Annotated in this window: 12 protein-coding genes and 1 tRNA gene; 12 read left to right on the top strand and 1 reads right to left on the bottom strand. The window is 62.0% G+C overall.

Annotated elements, in window-relative coordinates:
* Window positions 1-71 precede the first annotated feature (71 nt).
* Together BLT26_RS05525 and BLT26_RS05520 are read left to right on the top strand one after the other, a co-directional pair.
* Entirely contained in the window at window positions 72-1,673 is a 1,602-nt protein-coding gene (locus BLT26_RS05525) for a S41 family peptidase (protein WP_245720604.1), read from the top strand.
* 2 nt (window positions 1,674-1,675) lie between these two features.
* Window positions 1,676-2,068, top strand: a complete 393-nt coding sequence (locus BLT26_RS05520; RefSeq protein ID WP_091509866.1) for a hypothetical protein — start codon at window positions 1,676-1,678, stop codon at window positions 2,066-2,068.
* A gap of 12 nt (window positions 2,069-2,080) precedes the next feature.
* Here the strand turns inward: BLT26_RS05520 and yhbY are convergent, their stop codons facing one another.
* Entirely contained in the window at window positions 2,081-2,383 is a 303-nt protein-coding gene (gene yhbY / locus BLT26_RS05515) for a ribosome assembly RNA-binding protein YhbY (protein ID WP_091509862.1), read from the bottom strand.
* 140 nt (window positions 2,384-2,523) lie between these two features.
* Between yhbY and rlmE the strand changes: the two genes are divergently transcribed.
* The 10 genes from rlmE (at window position 2,524) to BLT26_RS05465 (ending at window position 15,487) form a co-directional block, all read left to right on the top strand.
* On the top strand, window positions 2,524-3,147 hold the full coding sequence (rlmE, locus tag BLT26_RS05510) for a 23S rRNA (uridine(2552)-2'-O)-methyltransferase RlmE (RefSeq protein WP_091509859.1): 624 nt from the start codon (window positions 2,524-2,526) through the stop codon (window positions 3,145-3,147).
* A gap of 277 nt (window positions 3,148-3,424) precedes the next feature.
* Window positions 3,425-5,344 carry an ATP-dependent zinc metalloprotease FtsH gene (gene ftsH / locus BLT26_RS05505; protein WP_091511022.1) on the top strand — a complete coding sequence of 640 codons (1,920 nt, stop codon included), beginning with the start codon at window positions 3,425-3,427 and terminating at the stop codon, window positions 5,342-5,344.
* A gap of 154 nt (window positions 5,345-5,498) precedes the next feature.
* Window positions 5,499-6,299: a dihydropteroate synthase gene (gene folP / locus BLT26_RS05500; protein ID WP_091511018.1), complete on the top strand. Its 801-nt coding sequence runs from the start codon at window positions 5,499-5,501 to the stop codon at window positions 6,297-6,299.
* A gap of 63 nt (window positions 6,300-6,362) precedes the next feature.
* Window positions 6,363-7,715: a phosphoglucosamine mutase gene (gene glmM / locus BLT26_RS05495; protein ID WP_091509856.1), complete on the top strand. Its 1,353-nt coding sequence runs from the start codon at window positions 6,363-6,365 to the stop codon at window positions 7,713-7,715.
* Window positions 7,716-7,820: 105 nt separating this feature from the next.
* On the top strand, window positions 7,821-8,564 hold the full coding sequence (tpiA, locus tag BLT26_RS05490) for a triose-phosphate isomerase (protein WP_091509853.1): 744 nt from the start codon (window positions 7,821-7,823) through the stop codon (window positions 8,562-8,564).
* Between the two features lie 77 nt (window positions 8,565-8,641).
* A complete protein-coding gene (gene secG / locus BLT26_RS05485; protein ID WP_091511015.1) occupies window positions 8,642-9,055 on the top strand; it encodes a preprotein translocase subunit SecG in 414 nt (137 codons plus the stop codon).
* 19 nt (window positions 9,056-9,074) lie between these two features.
* Window positions 9,075-9,160: transfer RNA gene (locus BLT26_RS05480), tRNA-Leu, on the top strand.
* A gap of 491 nt (window positions 9,161-9,651) precedes the next feature.
* Complete coding sequence (locus BLT26_RS05475; RefSeq protein WP_091509850.1) at window positions 9,652-10,161, top strand: hypothetical protein; 510 nt, start codon at window positions 9,652-9,654, stop codon at window positions 10,159-10,161.
* Window positions 10,162-10,163: 2 nt separating this feature from the next.
* Window positions 10,164-12,209, top strand: a complete 2,046-nt coding sequence (locus BLT26_RS05470; protein WP_091509846.1) for a tetratricopeptide repeat protein — start codon at window positions 10,164-10,166, stop codon at window positions 12,207-12,209.
* Window positions 12,206-15,487, top strand: coding sequence for a tetratricopeptide repeat protein (locus tag BLT26_RS05465; protein WP_245720602.1), 3,282 nt, complete (start codon window positions 12,206-12,208; stop codon window positions 15,485-15,487). Before BLT26_RS05470 ends, BLT26_RS05465 begins: the two co-directional genes overlap by 4 nt.
* Window positions 15,488-15,631: the final 144 nt, after the last annotated feature.

Here is a 15,631-nt window from a genome sequence, read left to right as displayed (position 1 = left end):
CCAGCCACCGTCCCCCGGCGAGGCCCCGGGGGAGGGCTGTCGCCCCTCTGTAATGACAGGGTAAAACAATAATGAACTCACTAGACCCGGCCGGGCAGTTGTCCCGGATGCGCCCTTTCCTGTTGTCGCTCGTGATGGGACTGGCTGCCTGTGGCGGCGGGGGTGGCGGCGACAATTCTCCTTCACCCGATCCCAGCCCCGTCTCCGGCAGTGGAGACGACACCGGCTGGGTGGAAGGAAACTTCCTGCCTTCGGATACCTTCGTCAATCGGTGTGCAGCACCGCGCAGTGGCGCCACTTACCCGGATGTGCAGGGCTCAGCCCTCGATGAGAAGAACTGGTTGCGCTCCTGGAGCCACGAGCTCTACCTGTGGTATGACGAGATTGAAGACCTCGATCCGGCCGACTACGCGGTGCAGGATTATTTCGACCTGCTGGTTACCAATGAACTGACCGACAGTGGCGCCCGCAAGGATAATTTCCATTTTTCCATGCCCACCGCTGAGTGGGTGGCCCAGTCGGAGTCGGGCGTGTTCCTCGGCTACGGCCTGCAATGGGCACTGCTGGCAACCCGGCCTCCCCGGCATGTGGTCATCGCCTATACGGAGCAGCCGGGCCAGCCCGCGGGTGCCGAGCGCGGTGCCCGGGTGCTGGAAGTGGACGGCGTAGATCTGGTGTACGCCGATGATGAGGCCAGTATCAATATCCTGAACGACGGGCTCTTCCCGGAGACCGCCGGTGAGGAGCACGAGTTCAAGCTGGAGTATGTCGACGGCTCCGTGCAGACGGTGACTTTTACCTCCGGCGCCTATGCCAGTGACCCGGTGCAGTTCGAGAAGGTGGTCGATGGGGCAATGGGCCGGAAGGTTGGCTACCTGCTCTTCAATGACCATATCGCCGTCGCAGAGAAGCAGTTGGTCGATGCGGTTAATAAATTCAATGCCGCTGGTATCGATGAACTGGTGCTCGACCTTCGTTACAACGGCGGCGGGCTGCTGGCGATGGCCAGCCAGCTGGCCTATATGATCGCCGGGGAGGTTCGGACTGAGGGACGCACCTTCGAGCAGATGGTATTCAATGACAAATACCCGGCGATCAACCCGGTGACCGGCCAGCCGTTGACTCCGATGCCGTTTATCGACATCACCGGCAGTGGCGGGGAGCTGCCGCAGGGGCAGCCCTTACCGTCCCTCGCCCCGGAGCTGAACCGGGTATTCGTGCTTACCGGCGGCGCCACCTGTTCGGCCAGTGAGGCCATTATCAACGGCCTGCGCGGGGTTGATGTAGAGGTGATACAGGTGGGCGGGAAGACCTGCGGTAAACCCTATGGGTTCTATCCTACCGACAACTGCGGCACCACCTACTTCAGCATCCAGTTCAAGGGTGTCAACGACAAGGGTTTCGGTGAATATTCCGACGGTTTCGTGCCCGGCGGGAGCGGCAGTGCTGGCGTCACGGGGTGCCAAGTCGAGGACGATTTTGACCATCAGCTCGGGGACCCGGTCGAGGGCCAGCTCGCGACCGCGCTGGAATATATCGAGACCGGCAGCTGTCCCAGCCCCGAGGCTGCGGCCTACTTCGGCACAAACGAGTCCGGGACGCGTCTGCAGGGCTCCGGCCAGAGTGTATTCAAATCCATGTGGCGCGAGAATCGCATAATCGGAGGGATGTGAGGATGGAACGGATTGCTTCACTCGCTTGCATCGGTGCCATTGTGCTTTTGGCAGGCTGCAGCTCACCCCGTGCCCAGGGCGCCGGCGTGCCGGCAGTGATAGACCCGGTGACCGACGCCAGCCGCGCGGAGCTGCAGGGGGCGGTCAGTGAGGCCCTGGGAAACGTGCCGGTAACTTTGTCGGACAGCGCCCTGACCAGCAGCAGCTTGCTGGTCATTGAGCACAGCCCGCCGCGGGACCTGCGCCAGCCACACCTCGCCGGCCGGGAGATGCAGGCGCCGGTCCGGTTCCGGCTCCTGTTGGAGGCCGGGGAGTGCTGGCTGGTGCGGCTTCCCCAGGGGAGTCCGCGTTTGCTGGAAGGGGTCAGCTGCGTGCCGGAGGCGGTCGGCGGATAATCGGGCAGGCGGTCAGCGAAGCAGGTTCGAGGTGCGCGCCTTGGGCTTATCCGCAGCGCGAAAGATCAGCGCGACCTTGCCGATTTCCTGGACCAGCTCGGCACCGCTCTTCTCGCAGAGTTCTCCCACCACCTGGTGGCGGAGTTCCCGGTCGGCGACCATCAGCTTGACCTTGATCAGCTCATGATCTTCCAGGGCCCGCTCGACCTCCTCCATGACCCCCTCAGTCAAACCCTTCCCGGCGACGGTCACTACCGGCTTCAGGTTGTGGCCAAGGCTGCGCAGGGATTTTTTACGCTCGGCGGTTAAAGGCATACAATACTCCATTACCACTTAGTGGATATCTATTGTAGGAGCGGCCCGTAGCCGCGATCGGTGCCGGGTACGTCAAGACCCCCGATCGCGGGCACGGGCCGCTCCTGCGAAAGCTGTTGATATACCAGGCATTGTAACCGATGGGCCGATCCAAAAGCAGCCACCGCTGGCTGCGCGAACATTTTAATGACCCCTATGTGAAACAGTCGCAGAAGGAGGGGTACCGCTCCCGGGCGAGCTACAAGCTGCACGAGCTGCAGAAGAAGGACCGCCTGTTCAAGCCGGGTATGACGGTGGTCGATCTCGGTGCCGCTCCGGGAGGCTGGTCGCAGGTGGCGATGGAACTCGTTGGTCATAACGGCAGGGTGCTTGCATCGGATATCCTTTCCATGGACCCGCTGGCCGGGGTGGAGTTTGTGCAGGGTGACTTTACTGAGGAATCCGTCCTGAATGAGCTGCTCGACCGCCTCGGGGAGGAAAAGGCTGACCTTGTGATTTCCGATATGGCCCCCAATATGAGTGGGGTTAGGGATGTTGACCAACCCGCTTCCATGTACCTCGTCGAGCTGGCCGTGGATATGGCGCGCCAGGTGCTCAAGCCGGGCGGGGCCTTTGTGGCCAAGGTCTTCCAGGGCGAGGGCTTCGATGAACTGATCCGGGACCTGCGCGCTACTTACACCAGCGTGGTCACCCGCAAGCCGGGCGCCTCCCGCCCCCGCTCCCGTGAAGTGTACGTGGTGGCTCGCGGCTTCAAGGGCGGATAACAAAGCCTTGACCGGCTGGTCCCTTCTTGGCGGCGGGGTCAGTGTGGTATAAGCACTTTTATGTGGTTTGGCCGCAGGCATCATGGCTGCGGGCCCGACGGAACGGCTCGAGGCCGGGCTTATCATACCTATACTGGTGTGATCGGATGCGGTCCCGGGAATATTGCGCTAGGAGCGGGCCGGCCAGCCGGTGTCGCTTGCCGGAGAGAGCCTGGGGCCGGATCGGCCCGGATGCAGGCAGATTTTGTGAAGAGAGAGGGTGATCCCTTTGAACGATATGGCGAAAAACCTTGTACTGTGGCTGATCATCGCGGCTGTGCTGCTGATGGTCTTCCAGAACTTCAAGCCCCAGTCCAGGGATGAGTCCCTCAGCTACTCCGAGTTTGTGCGCGACGTGCAGTCCGGGCAGGTGGAAAGCGTGGTTGTCGACGGGCTGGTCATTACCGGCGAGCGCGCGGATGGGAAGCGCTTCAAGACTATCCAGCCGCAGATCATCGACAATGAGCTCACCAATGAACTGGTGCGCAATGACGTCAAGTTCGTCGGACGCGAACCCGAATCCCCCAGCATCTGGCAGCAGCTGCTGGTGGCGAGCTTCCCGATCCTGATCATTATTGCCGTGTTCATGTTTTTCATGCGCCAGATGCAGGGCGGCGCCGGCGGGCGCTCCGGACCCATGGCGTTCGGCAAGAGCAAGGCCCGCCTGTTGGGTGAGGACCAGATCAAGACAACGTTTGCCGACGTGGCCGGCGTGGATGAAGCCAAGGAAGATGTGCAGGAGCTGGTGGAATTCCTGCGCGACCCGACCAAGTTCCAGCGCCTGGGCGGCGCAATCCCCCGCGGCGTGCTGATGGCGGGCCCTCCCGGCACCGGTAAGACCCTGCTGGCCAAGGCCATCGCGGGCGAGGCCAAGGTCCCGTTCTTCTCCATCTCCGGCTCCGATTTCGTGGAGATGTTCGTGGGCGTGGGCGCCTCGCGCGTCCGCGACATGTTCGAACAGGCCAAGAAACAAGCGCCGTGCATCATCTTTATTGACGAGATTGACGCCGTCGGTCGTCACCGCGGCGCGGGCGTGGGCGGCGGTCACGATGAGCGCGAGCAGACCCTGAACCAGCTGCTGGTGGAAATGGACGGTTTTGAGGGTAACGAAGGCGTCATCGTGATCGCCGCCACCAACCGTCCCGACGTGCTCGATCACGCCCTGCTGCGCCCCGGCCGTTTCGACCGCCAGGTGTTTGTGGGGCTGCCGGACATCCGCGGGCGGGAGCAGATCCTGAAAGTCCACATGCGCAAGGTTCCGGTGGCGGATACAGTCTCTGCGCAGACCATCGCCCGCGGTACACCCGGCTTTTCCGGTGCCGACCTGGCCAACCTGGTGAACGAGGCGGCCCTGTTCGCGGCCCGCGCCAACCGCCGCACCGTGACCATGGAGGAGTTCGAGCGCGCCCGTGACAAGATCATGATGGGTGCCGAGCGCAAGTCCATGGTGATGAGCGAGAAGGAAAAGGTGAATACCGCCTACCACGAGGCCGGCCATGCCATTATCGGTCGCCTGGTGCCGGAGCACGATCCGGTGCACAAGGTCACCATTATCCCGCGGGGCCGGGCGCTGGGCGTTACCCAGTTCCTGCCGGAAGAGGACAAGTACAGCATTTCCAAGCGCGCCATCGAGTCACAGCTCTGTTCGCTGTTCGGCGGTCGTATTGCCGAAGAGATGACCCTGGGTGTGGACGGCGTCACGACCGGCGCGTCCAATGATATCGAGCGCGCCACCGAGCTGGCCCGCAACATGGTTACCAAGTGGGGCCTGTCAGAGAAGCTGGGCCCGCTGCACTACGGTGAGGACGAGAGCGGCCAGCCCGGAGCCGGCAACCCCGTATCCGGCAACACCTCCAACGAAATCGACACTGAGGTGCGGCGTATCATCGATAGCTGCTACGACCGCGCTAGTCAGTTGCTGGAGGAGAACCGCGATATCCTCGAGGCAATGAAGGACGCCCTGATGGAATACGAGACCCTGGATGCCGAACAGGTCGACGACCTGATGGCGCGCCGCAAGGTGCGTCCGCCGCGAGACTGGCACGACAACGATTTCGGTTCCGGTGGCAGTGGTGAGGCCGAGGACAGCGACAAGAGCCGGAATGCATCCAGTGCAGACGAGGGCAACCCGGTTGGCGGCCCCCTGAACGGGCACTGATCGTTCTCCGGGACAGCGAAAACCAGGGTTCGCCCTGGTTTTTTTTATTGCCGCTGGCGGGAACGGCCGCCTTTGCGGGCACGACTGACAATGGGGGTATTGGTTGAAGCTTGATTGCGGCAAGAGCACCCTGGACCTCACCCGTCCCAGGGTGATGGGTGTGCTGAATACCACGCCGGATTCTTTCTCCGACGGTGGCAGGTATTACCGGGAGGGCCGGCTGGACCTGGATGTCGCGCTGTCCCGCGCCGAGCGTATGCTCGCGGAAGGGGCCGCCATCCTCGATATCGGGGGTGAGTCGACCCGGCCCGGTGCGGTACCGGTAGGTGAGCAGGAAGAGCTGGATCGGGTGGTGCCCCTGGTGGAGGCTATCAGCGCCCGCCTGGAGGTGGTGATCTCGGTAGATACCAGCACACCGGCGGTAATGACGGCAGCGGCCGCGGCCGGCGCGGGGTTGATCAATGACGTGCGGGCGCTGGAGCGTCCGGGTGCCCTTCAGGCGGCAGCCGAGACGGGCTTACCGGTCTGCCTGATGCACATGCAGGGCCAGCCCGGGACCATGCAGCAGGCACCGCGTTACACCGATGTGGTGGCCGAGGTCAGCGATTACCTGCACAGGAGGGTGCAGGCCTGCAGCGAAGCCGGGATTACACGTGAAAAAATTGTCGTGGACCCCGGTTTCGGCTTCGGGAAGACCGACGAGCACAACCTCGCGCTGCTGCGCGCCCTCGATCGGCTGGCGCCGGCGACAATTCCCGTGCTCGCGGGGCTGTCACGTAAGTCGATGATCGGGCGCCTGCTGGGGCGTGAGGTCGAGGAACGCCTGCCCGGCAGCCTGGCGCTGGCAATGCTGGCGGCCCAGCGCGGGGCCCGGATCCTGAGGGTGCACGACGTGGCGGCGACAGCAGATGTGCTGAAGTTGCAGCAGTTGGTCGACTGCCCCGGGAATGTCTGAGAGCTCCGGGCAGTCAGCTTGAGAAGAACGAACGGTTAGTTGAAGAAAAAGAGAAGTATTGCCATGAGCAGAAAATATTTTGGCACCGACGGAATTCGCGGACGTGTAGGAGAGGGGGTCATTACCCCGGATTTCATGCTCAGGCTGGGCTACGCGGCGGGCAAGGTGCTGGGCGACCTGTCTGGCAGCAAGCGCAGTGGCCATCGCAGTATCCTGATCGGCAAGGACACCCGTGTTTCCGGCTACATGTTTGAGGCGGCCCTTGAAGCGGGGCTGATCAATGCCGGCGTGGACGTGGGCCTGCTCGGGCCAATGCCTACGCCAGCCATTGCCTATCTCACCCGCACCTTCCACGCACGGGCGGGCATTGTTATCAGCGCCTCTCACAACCCTTACCAGGACAACGGCATCAAGTTTTTCAACGCCGACGGGAGCAAGCTGCCGGACCAGGTGGAGCTGGACATCGAGGCCGCCATGGACCTGCCGATGACCACCTCACCTGACCTGGGCAAGGCATGGCGCATTGAGGACGCCGCTGCGCGGTATATCGAGTTCTGCAAGGCCTCGACCCCCTGGGGTTTCTCCCTGGAGGGCATGAAAATAGTCCTGGATTGCGCCAACGGTGCCACTTACCACATTGCCCCGAAAGTGTTCCGGGAGCTGGGGGCCGAGGTGGTGACCCTCGGCGTGAGCCCGAATGGCCAGAATATCAATCTCGACTGTGGCTCCACCAAGCCCCGGCAGATGCAGAAGGCCGTGTGCGACGAGGGTGCCGATCTGGGCATCGCTTTCGACGGCGATGGCGACCGCGTCCTGTTTGCCGACCGCAACGGGAAGCTGGTGGATGGTGACCAGCTGCTGTTTATCATCGCCATGCACCGCCAGCAGTTCCTCGGCGGCTGCAGCGGTGTAGTGGGTACCCTGATGAGCAACTATGGTTTCGAGCTGGCCCTGCGGGAGCGCGAGATCCCCTTCGAGCGCGCCAAGGTCGGGGACCGCTATGTGCTGGAGAAGATGCAGGCCAATGGCTGGAAACTGGGTGGTGAGTCCTCAGGCCACATCATCTGCGCAGACTCCACTACCACCGGAGATGGCGTGATATCCGCGCTGCAGGCCCTGCGTGCCGTCAGCGATTTCGGCGAGTCTCTCGACCAGCTGAAGGGGCGCATGAAGATGCTGCCCCAGCATATGGTCAATGTGAGGCTGGCCCATCGCGAGGGCGTGCTGGAAAATGACGAAGTGAAGGCTGCCGTAAGTGCTGCCGAGAGCGAACTCGCCAACCGCGGCAGGGTGCTGCTGCGGCCCTCGGGCACGGAGCCCCTGATCCGGGTTATGGTGGAGGGTGAGAAGCGCGCCCAGGTCGAGGAGCTGGCGGCCCGGATCGCTGCCGTGGTCGAGCGGGTCGGCAACAGTTGAGCCACGAGGCCGCCGACACCGGCGGCCACCCTGAAATCGCCGTCATCTTATGGTTGTATGTTGGCGGCAATATCGCTAAGATTTGCGCCCCTTGAAGGAGCACACATGCCTAAACCGCTGGTAGCAGCCAACTGGAAAATGAACGGCAGCAGGGCGTTTGTCGAAGAGTTTTTCGGCGCGTTTGACCTGGCTGGTGTCGAAGTGGATGTGGCGATCTGCCCACCCTTTCCGTACCTGTCGCTGGTGGCGGACTGTGTAGCCAGTGTTGCTTCGGAGCGCCTCAGTGTGGGTGCCCAGAATGCCAGCCAGGAGGAATCCGGTGCCTATACCGGCGAAGTCTCCACCGGTATGCTGGCGGACTTCGGTGTGCAGTATGTGATCGTAGGGCACTCTGAGCGTCGAAGCCGTTATGGGGAGTCCAGCGAGCTGGTGGCCGAGAAGTTCTCCGCTGTAAAGCGTGCTGGCCTGGTGCCAATCCTCTGTGTGGGGGAGACCCTGGAGGAGCGCGAAGGCGGGCACACCCTGGAGGTGGTCCGGGCGCAGCTGGAGGCAGTTACTGATTTCGCCGGCAACGATGCCTGGCACGGCGCGGTGGTGGCTTATGAGCCTGTCTGGGCCATAGGTACCGGCAAGACTGCAACGCCGGAACAGGCGCAGGAAGTGCATCGGTTCATTCGCGAAAAGCTGGGTGAGGCCGGTGCGGAGACCCCGCTGCTGTATGGTGGCAGTGTAAAGGGTGCTAACGCCGGGGCGCTGTTCGCCCAGGCAGATATCGACGGAGCGCTGGTCGGCGGTGCCTCTCTCGATGCGAAAGAATTTGCCGGAATTTGCCGTGCGGCGGAAAAATAGCTGGTCTGCCGACTGGCGGCGATTCTCGGAATGTTGAATAATTGGGCCCCGGCGCCCGAACGATGGGTTTCCTGAAAATGGAAAAGTTGGTTTTAATATTTCACGTCCTGACTGCGCTGAGTATCATCGGCCTGATCCTGCTTCAGCAGGGTAAGGGTGCTGAGGCCGGTGCCTCATTCGGCGCTGGTGCATCCCAGACCGTGTTTGGCAGCCAGGGCAGCGGGAATTTCTTTTCTCGCCTGACTGCGATTATGGCAACCGTATTTTTCGTGACCAGCTTTGGTCTCGCGCTTCTGGCCAAGCAGGCGTCCGAGGCAAATGTCGATGCCGACCTGCCGCAGGTGCCTGCAGCAGTAGAGCAGCCTGCCCCGGGCGTGGAAGCACCGGAGGCCGACAGCGACGTCCCGGCATTGGAAGCAGCGCCGGCCACCGAGGTGCCTACTGTCGACGAGATCCCTGAGGAAGGGGCCGACGAGGAGTCACCTCAGTAATAGCAGACAGCAAGTTTAAGCCCAGGTGGTGGAATTGGTAGACACGCTATCTTGAGGGGGTAGTGCGCTATGCGCGTGCGGGTTCAAGTCCCGCCCTGGGCACCACATCAAAGTCTTCAGAAGTCTGAAGCAACCCGGAAAGCCCCGCACTGCGGGGCTTTTTTGTTTCTGTTGGTATGCGGGGGTGCACTGGATCGCGCGAGGGATGCTTTGCTTTTGCCGCCCGGTCGGTCGGGTTGTGCGTTAATTCCCGGTCCACGTAGGGGCCCCACGCTTGTGTAGCCGCCGGTCTCGATATTTCCTCACTGCGATTGCTTTTCTTCACTCCCCTGATTCAAGGGCTGCCCGCGACCATATTCCGGATCACACCGCTCATGCTTCCGCTGCATACGTAAAAATGTGAGGCACTGCGCGGCTGCAGGTGCCTGCAGGGCCGGGATAACCGAGATTTGACCTGCCTCACATTTGACCATCCCCTGATTGCAATACAATCCCGTTGACCAGTCGCCCCCTGAATTTGGGGGCTCCAGACGGCCACTGGGCGGTCGTGACATCACCGGCGCTCGTTGTCAGCGGTAGGGTCAGAGGTAGGTAACATGAGCAGAATTCTAATTTTAACGGCATTGATGCTGCTGGCGTCCGTGGGCTATGCCCAGGACGTAAGTCGTGGCGATATCCGCGGTCTTGATGAGCAGATCCAAGATGTCAAAAAGGATGTCATCAACCTTACCGCCGAGCTGTCCCAGCTCGAAGAAAAGCTGTTGTTCCCCTCCAATACCCAGGCTTCCTTCTTCGTTTCCATCACCGAGCCGGAGGGTTTCAGCCTGGAGTCCGTCGAGCTCACTCTCGACGGTGAAGTAGTGGCCCACCACCTCTATACCTACCGCGAAATTGAGGCCCTGCAGAAGGGCGGTGTGCAGAAAATCCATGTTGCCAATGTCCAGTCCGGCAGCCATCCCCTGCAGGTCCGCTATATGGGCAAGACAGATTCCGGCCGTGAAGTGAGCGGCCAGGCGAGCTATGCAGTGGAGAAAAAGGTCGGGCCCAAATTCGTCGAGATACAGATAGCCGGTGCCAAGTCCGCGATCAACTTCAAGGACTGGTAGTCATGTTTCCCCGTCTGGCACCGACTGTAATCGGCGCGGCCCTGGCCTCGCTGGCGAGCATCCCTGCCGCGATTGCGATCGACCGCTCCCAGGATGACCTGAAGGACCTGTTCTTCGGTGCGGCCATGTACGAGGCCTACCAGGGCGAACACTTCGATGCGATCGTCAGCCTGGACACCGAACTGGCGCAATATCGTCGCTTGGACCAGCCTGAACTGGACCCATTCACTGCCCATTACGGGGAGGCTGAATTCTCGGTGGGCGATCTCGAGCTCTCCTATCGCATGCACCGTGAAGCGGGGCGCGCTATTGAGGCCGTGCTGAAAGGTGACGTGCCGCGACCGGTCCGTAACGAGGCTGCGTATCGCCTTGCCCGTATCCACTATCACAAGCAGCAGCCCCGCAACGCTCTCCACGCGCTGGAAATGATCGAGGGGCGCGTCCCCGAGCGGGTGCGGGCCAGGGAGCAGTTCCTGCGCGCCCGGGTTTACATGGAGCTGGGCCGATTCTCCGAGGCGGTCGAATTACTGGAGGACCTGCAGGGAGAAGAGGAGCTTGATGGCTTTGTCGAGTACAACCTGGGAATCGCCCTGCTGAAGGCCGGGGAGCAGGCCGAGGGGATTGCCGAGCTGACGGCGTTGGGCAAGCGCAGCAGTTCCGACAGCGCCAAGCAGGCCCTGTACGACAAGACCAACCTGATGCTCGGGTCCAGGCTGATGGAGGCCGGGGAACTGGAGCTGGCACGGCCCTATTTCGACCGTGTCCACCTGGAGGGACCCTTTTCCAACCGCGCGCTCCTGGGCGCCGGCTGGGTAGAGGCGCGGGCCGGCCGCTTTGATCGGGCGCTGGTTCCCTGGAAGATGCTGCAGAAACGCAAGCACACAAATGAGGCTGTGCAGGAAGCGCTACTGGCCGTCCCTTACGCCTATGGCAAGCTGAATGTGCACAGTACTGCTGCCGTCAACTATGGTCACGCGCTCGATGTCTTCGGGGAAGAGGTGGATACACTGACGGCTTCCATCGAGAGCATTCGCGAGGGCAAGTTCCTGGAGGCGCTGCGCCGTAAGGAGGCGGACCAGGTCAAGAACTGGGTGGTGACCCTGCGCAGTATCCCGGGTGCCCCTGAGACCCATTACCTGCTGGATCTCATGGCCAGCAATGACTACCAGGAATTCCTGCGCAACTACCGCGATCTTAATGACCTGCACGAGCGCAATGCAGAATGGCTGAAGAGTCTGCGCGCCTTCGAGAGCATCATTGCCGAGCGGCGAGCTTACTATGAGCCGTTACTGCCGGGGCTCGACGAGAAGTTCCGCGCGCTGGATGCGCGTATCAAGCTGCGCACCGAGCAGCGTGACACCTTCGCCCAGCGAATCGACCAGATGCTCGTTACGCGGCGCCCGGAACACCTGGCGAAAACGCAAGAGCGGGAAAGCCTGCTTCGCGTACAGCGTATCCGCGCGCTGCTGGACCGGCAGCCATCGTTGGTGAGTGAGGAGACCAAAGCCCGGGTACAGAGACTTGAGGGGATACTCCACTGGCGGCTGGCGACGGAGTACGATGCCCGCCTGACCGAAGCCTACAAGCACCTGCAGGAACTCAATACCGAAATCGGGGAGCTTCAGCAGGTATACAACTCCTACGTGCGCAGCCGGCAGGCCGCAACCCACAGTTATGTCGGTTACGACGATACCATCCGTTCCCTGCGGGCCCGTATAGAGCAGGTGCAGCCGCGGATTGAGCGCTTGATGGCCCGCCAGGGGGCCATGCTGGAGCAGATGGCTATCAACGAGCTGGAGGGGCGTCGCGCCCGGCTTGAGAGTTACCAGATCAAGGCCCGCTTTGCCCTTGCCGACAGCTATGACCGCGCCCACGAGCTGCAGGAACAGCGGGCTGACCAACGCAGGATCGAGGAATACCAGTCGCGTCAGGCTGAACAGCCGGCCACACAGGATAAGCCCGAGCCATCCGCCGATGGCGAGCCGCTGCCCCAGGATACACCTCCGGAGCTAGAGCCGGATGCAGCGGGTGAGGAGGCTGCGCAGTGAAGGAATTCCAGGTTCGCATGTTCCACGCCGTTCCATTTGCCTCTCCCTTGAAGCCGCTCGCCCGGGCCGTCAGGCCCCGCAGCTGTACGGGCGCGCTAGTGCTTGCCGCGCTGCTATCGGGGTGTGCCGCCAATGACAGCCAGACAATTGGCAGTCTGCAGGATGTCGATATTGAGATCAGGGAAGAGCGGATCGACGGCAGTCTGGAAAAGGCGCTTGCCAGTTACCAGAAATACCTGCAGGAGACTCCGGAAACTGCCCTGACGCCGGAAGCCATGCGGCGTATTGCCGACCTCAAGATCAAGCAGGCCCACCGGGCCGAGGCGCGCTCCCTTGGTGAAGATGTCGCCGCGTCCTCCGGCACCGCTGGTGGCGGGGTGGTAACCATCGACGCCGAAGCCCGCAGTGAGGGCGCGAGCCTGGCCGCTCCGACGGCTGGCAGTGCGCCGGCGACCGCCTCCCCGACCGTATCCGCATCCGGAATTGCCTCCCGGGGTGACGAATCCGACCGTGCCTTCGAGGAGCGGGCCAGCGCCGGTGTGGATATCGCCGCCGACGACAGCGCGGTCGCAATGCCCGGCGATAATCCCGATGCGGCCCTGGCTGCCAATGCCTCTGAGGCGATCGGGCTGTATCGGCAGTTGCTGGAGAAGTACCCCCTCTATGAACGCAATGACCAGGTCATGTACCAGTTGTCGCGAGCCTACGAGGAAACCGGCCAGATCGATGAAGCCGTCGATGTCCTGCGCCAGATGGTTGCCAAGTACCCGCAGTCCCGCCACGCCGACGAGGCGTATTTCCGCCTGGGTGAATATTACTTCACCCGCAAGAAGTACCTGGATGCGGAAGAGTCCTATGGCAGGGTCATTGCGATGGGGGAGGCCTCCAGCTTTTATGAGATCGCCCTGTACAAGCGGGGCTGGGCCTTCTTCAAGCAGGAACTGTACGAGCGGGGACTGGACGACTTCGTCGGCATGCTCGATTACAAGGTATCCAAGGGTTACGACTTCGAGCAGCAGAGCAATGACGTGGAGCGCAAGCACGTCGAGGATACCTTCCGTGTTGTCAGCCTGAGTTTCTCGTATCTGGGCGGCGCGGAGTCGATCGTCGACTATTTCGAGCGCAAGGGCGAGCGCGACTATGAGTCGCATGTGTACAGTCACCTGGGTGAATACTACCTGGACAAGCGTCGGTACCAGGATGCTGCTGAAGCCTACGGTACCTTTGTCGAGCGCAACCCGTTGCACCGGGTTGCGCCGGACTTCTCTATCCGGGTGATCGAGATCTACCAGAAGGGTGGCTTCCCACGGCTGGTACTGGAATCAAAGAAGGCGTTTGCCAATACCTATGCGCTTGAGGCGGAGTACTGGACAGTATTCGATATCAGCGAGTACGGCGAGGTGGTCGAGTTCCTGCAGACCAACCTCATAGACCTGGCCGGCCACTACCATGCCGCCTACCAGAACAAGCGCCTCAAGGACAAAAAGGCGGAGAACTATCGCGAAGCCATTCACTGGTACCGCAGTTACCTTAAATCCTTCAGCGACCAGCCCAAGGCGCCGGAAATCAACTTCCAGCTGGCGGGCCTGTTGCTCGAGAATCGCGACTTCCGCCAGGCCGGTGTGGAGTATGAGCGCACCGCGTATGAGTATCCCGCCCACGAGAAATCAAGTGAGGCGGGCTATGCGGCGGTGTATGCCTACCGGGAGCACCTCGGCAACAAGCTGAAGAATGCCCCCCTGGCCGAGCGGGGTGCATTCAAGCGGGAGATTATCCGCTCGTCACTGAAATTTGCCGAGACATTCCCCAGCCATAAGGACGCGGCGCAGGTAATGGTCGGCGCCGTGGAAGACCTGTACAGCCTGGACGAATACGCGCAGACCATCGAGCAGGGCCGGTTGCTGCTTGAGCGCTTCCCGCAGGCCAAGCGTGAGATTCGCCAATCCGCATGGCTCTCTGTCGCCCATGCCTCCTTCGAGACTGAAGCCTTCGTGGAGGCGGAGGCGGCGTATAGCCAGGTCCTGGCACTGACGCCCGCCGACTCCAAGGATCGTGCTGGCTACGTGGATAACCTCGCTGCGTCCATATACCAGCAGGGTGACCTGGCACGCAAGCAGGAGGACCACGCCACCGCAGCCCAGCATTTCCTGAGGATTCGCAATGTGGCTCCCGGCGCTACTATCCTGGCCACTGCTGAATACGATGCGGCCGCGGCACTCATCCTGTTGGAAGACTGGACCCAGGCGGCAGCGGTACTCAAAGGCTTCCGCCAGCACTTCCCCCAGCACAAGCTGATCAAGGATGTCACCAAGAAGCTTGCTGTGGTTTACCAGGAGAGCGGCCAGTTGCTGCTGGCGGCAGCGGAATTCGAGCGTATCGAACGCGAGTCTGAAGACGATGACGTCCGGCGCGAGGCGCTGAACCAGGCTGCGGACCTTTACAGTGCCGCCAACCGTGACGACAAGGCACTGGAGGTGCTGCGCCGGTACGTGCAGCTCTTCCCGACGCCAATGGAGCCGGCCCTGGAAACGCGCCAGAAGATTGCGGAGCTGTTGAAGGCCGCCGGCAACCAGGCGGCCTATATGGAAGAACTGCGGCAAATGGTCCGTATCGAGGCGCAGGGTGGCAGCCAGCGCAACGATCGCACCCGCTACCTGGCCGGTAACGCGGCGCTGGTCCTGGCCGAGCCCAGTTTCGATGCCTTTACCCAGGTGCGCCTGGTGGCTCCCATCGAACAGAACCTTAACCAGAAGCGCATTCGCATGAAGGCCGCTATCGCCGCTTACTCCGACCTGATCGATTACCAGGTTGCGGACGTTACGGCCGCTGCGACCTACTACCTGGGCGAAATCTACCTCCACTTCAGCAGGGCGCTGAAAGAGTCCGAGCGCCCCACCAACCTCTCGCCCCTGGAGCTGGAGGAATACGAGCTGGCGCTCGAGGAACAAATCTACCCGTTCGAGGAAAAGGCGATCTCGGTCCACGAAAAGAACGTGGAACTGCTCGGCATGGGTATCTACAACGACTGGATCGAAAAGACTATCGGCCGGCTGGCTACGCTGGTACCTGCCACCTATGCCCGCCCGGAGGAGGCCGGGGAGATCCTGCCCACCATCGTGCCGATACCCGAAATTCCAGCACCGGAACTGGCTGAAGCCGGGGACGCTGGCGAGCCGGCCTCGCAGCAGGCTTCAGGGAAAGGTGTCCCCGAGGTCCGGGATGCAGAGGAAGGCGGCGGTGCAGATGAGGTGGGCGAGACCAGTGAAGAGGACTCTTGAGACTGGCGCCAGCGGCAATTCGGGCAGGGTCTGATCCAGCAAGCGAAAGGTTTATAAGCATGTGGAATCTCTCTAAGCGCCTCTCCTGCAGGGCGGTCGTATTCGGCCTGGCCATGTTGCTGGCCGCCTGTGCGTCCGGTCCTG

It is taken from the genome of Microbulbifer yueqingensis, from assembly GCF_900100355.1.
GTDB classification, from domain to species: Bacteria; Pseudomonadota; Gammaproteobacteria; order Pseudomonadales; family Cellvibrionaceae; genus Microbulbifer; species Microbulbifer yueqingensis.
Note: the sequence above shows the minus strand (reverse complement) of the source record. Positions and strands in the feature narration are given on the sequence as shown.

Excerpts from the sequence above, each read along its gene's own strand:
- yhbY (WP_091509862.1), bottom strand. The coding sequence starts at position 2,383 with ATGCCTTTAACCGCCGAGCGTAAAAAATCCCTGCGCAGCCTTGGCCAC.
- ftsH (WP_091511022.1), top strand. The coding sequence starts at position 3,425 with ATGGCGAAAAACCTTGTACTGTGGCTGATCATCGCGGCTGTGCTGCTG.
- secG (WP_091511015.1), top strand. The coding sequence starts at position 8,642 with ATGGAAAAGTTGGTTTTAATATTTCACGTCCTGACTGCGCTGAGTATC.
- rlmE (WP_091509859.1), top strand. The coding sequence starts at position 2,524 with ATGGGCCGATCCAAAAGCAGCCACCGCTGGCTGCGCGAACATTTTAAT.
- glmM (WP_091509856.1), top strand. The coding sequence starts at position 6,363 with ATGAGCAGAAAATATTTTGGCACCGACGGAATTCGCGGACGTGTAGGA.
- BLT26_RS05475 (WP_091509850.1), top strand. The coding sequence starts at position 9,652 with ATGAGCAGAATTCTAATTTTAACGGCATTGATGCTGCTGGCGTCCGTG.
- BLT26_RS05525 (WP_245720604.1), top strand. The coding sequence starts at position 72 with ATGAACTCACTAGACCCGGCCGGGCAGTTGTCCCGGATGCGCCCTTTC.
- folP (WP_091511018.1), top strand. The coding sequence starts at position 5,499 with ATGGGTGTGCTGAATACCACGCCGGATTCTTTCTCCGACGGTGGCAGG.
- BLT26_RS05470 (WP_091509846.1), top strand. The coding sequence starts at position 10,164 with ATGTTTCCCCGTCTGGCACCGACTGTAATCGGCGCGGCCCTGGCCTCG.
- tpiA (WP_091509853.1), top strand. The coding sequence starts at position 7,821 with ATGCCTAAACCGCTGGTAGCAGCCAACTGGAAAATGAACGGCAGCAGG.
- BLT26_RS05520 (WP_091509866.1), top strand. The coding sequence starts at position 1,676 with ATGGAACGGATTGCTTCACTCGCTTGCATCGGTGCCATTGTGCTTTTG.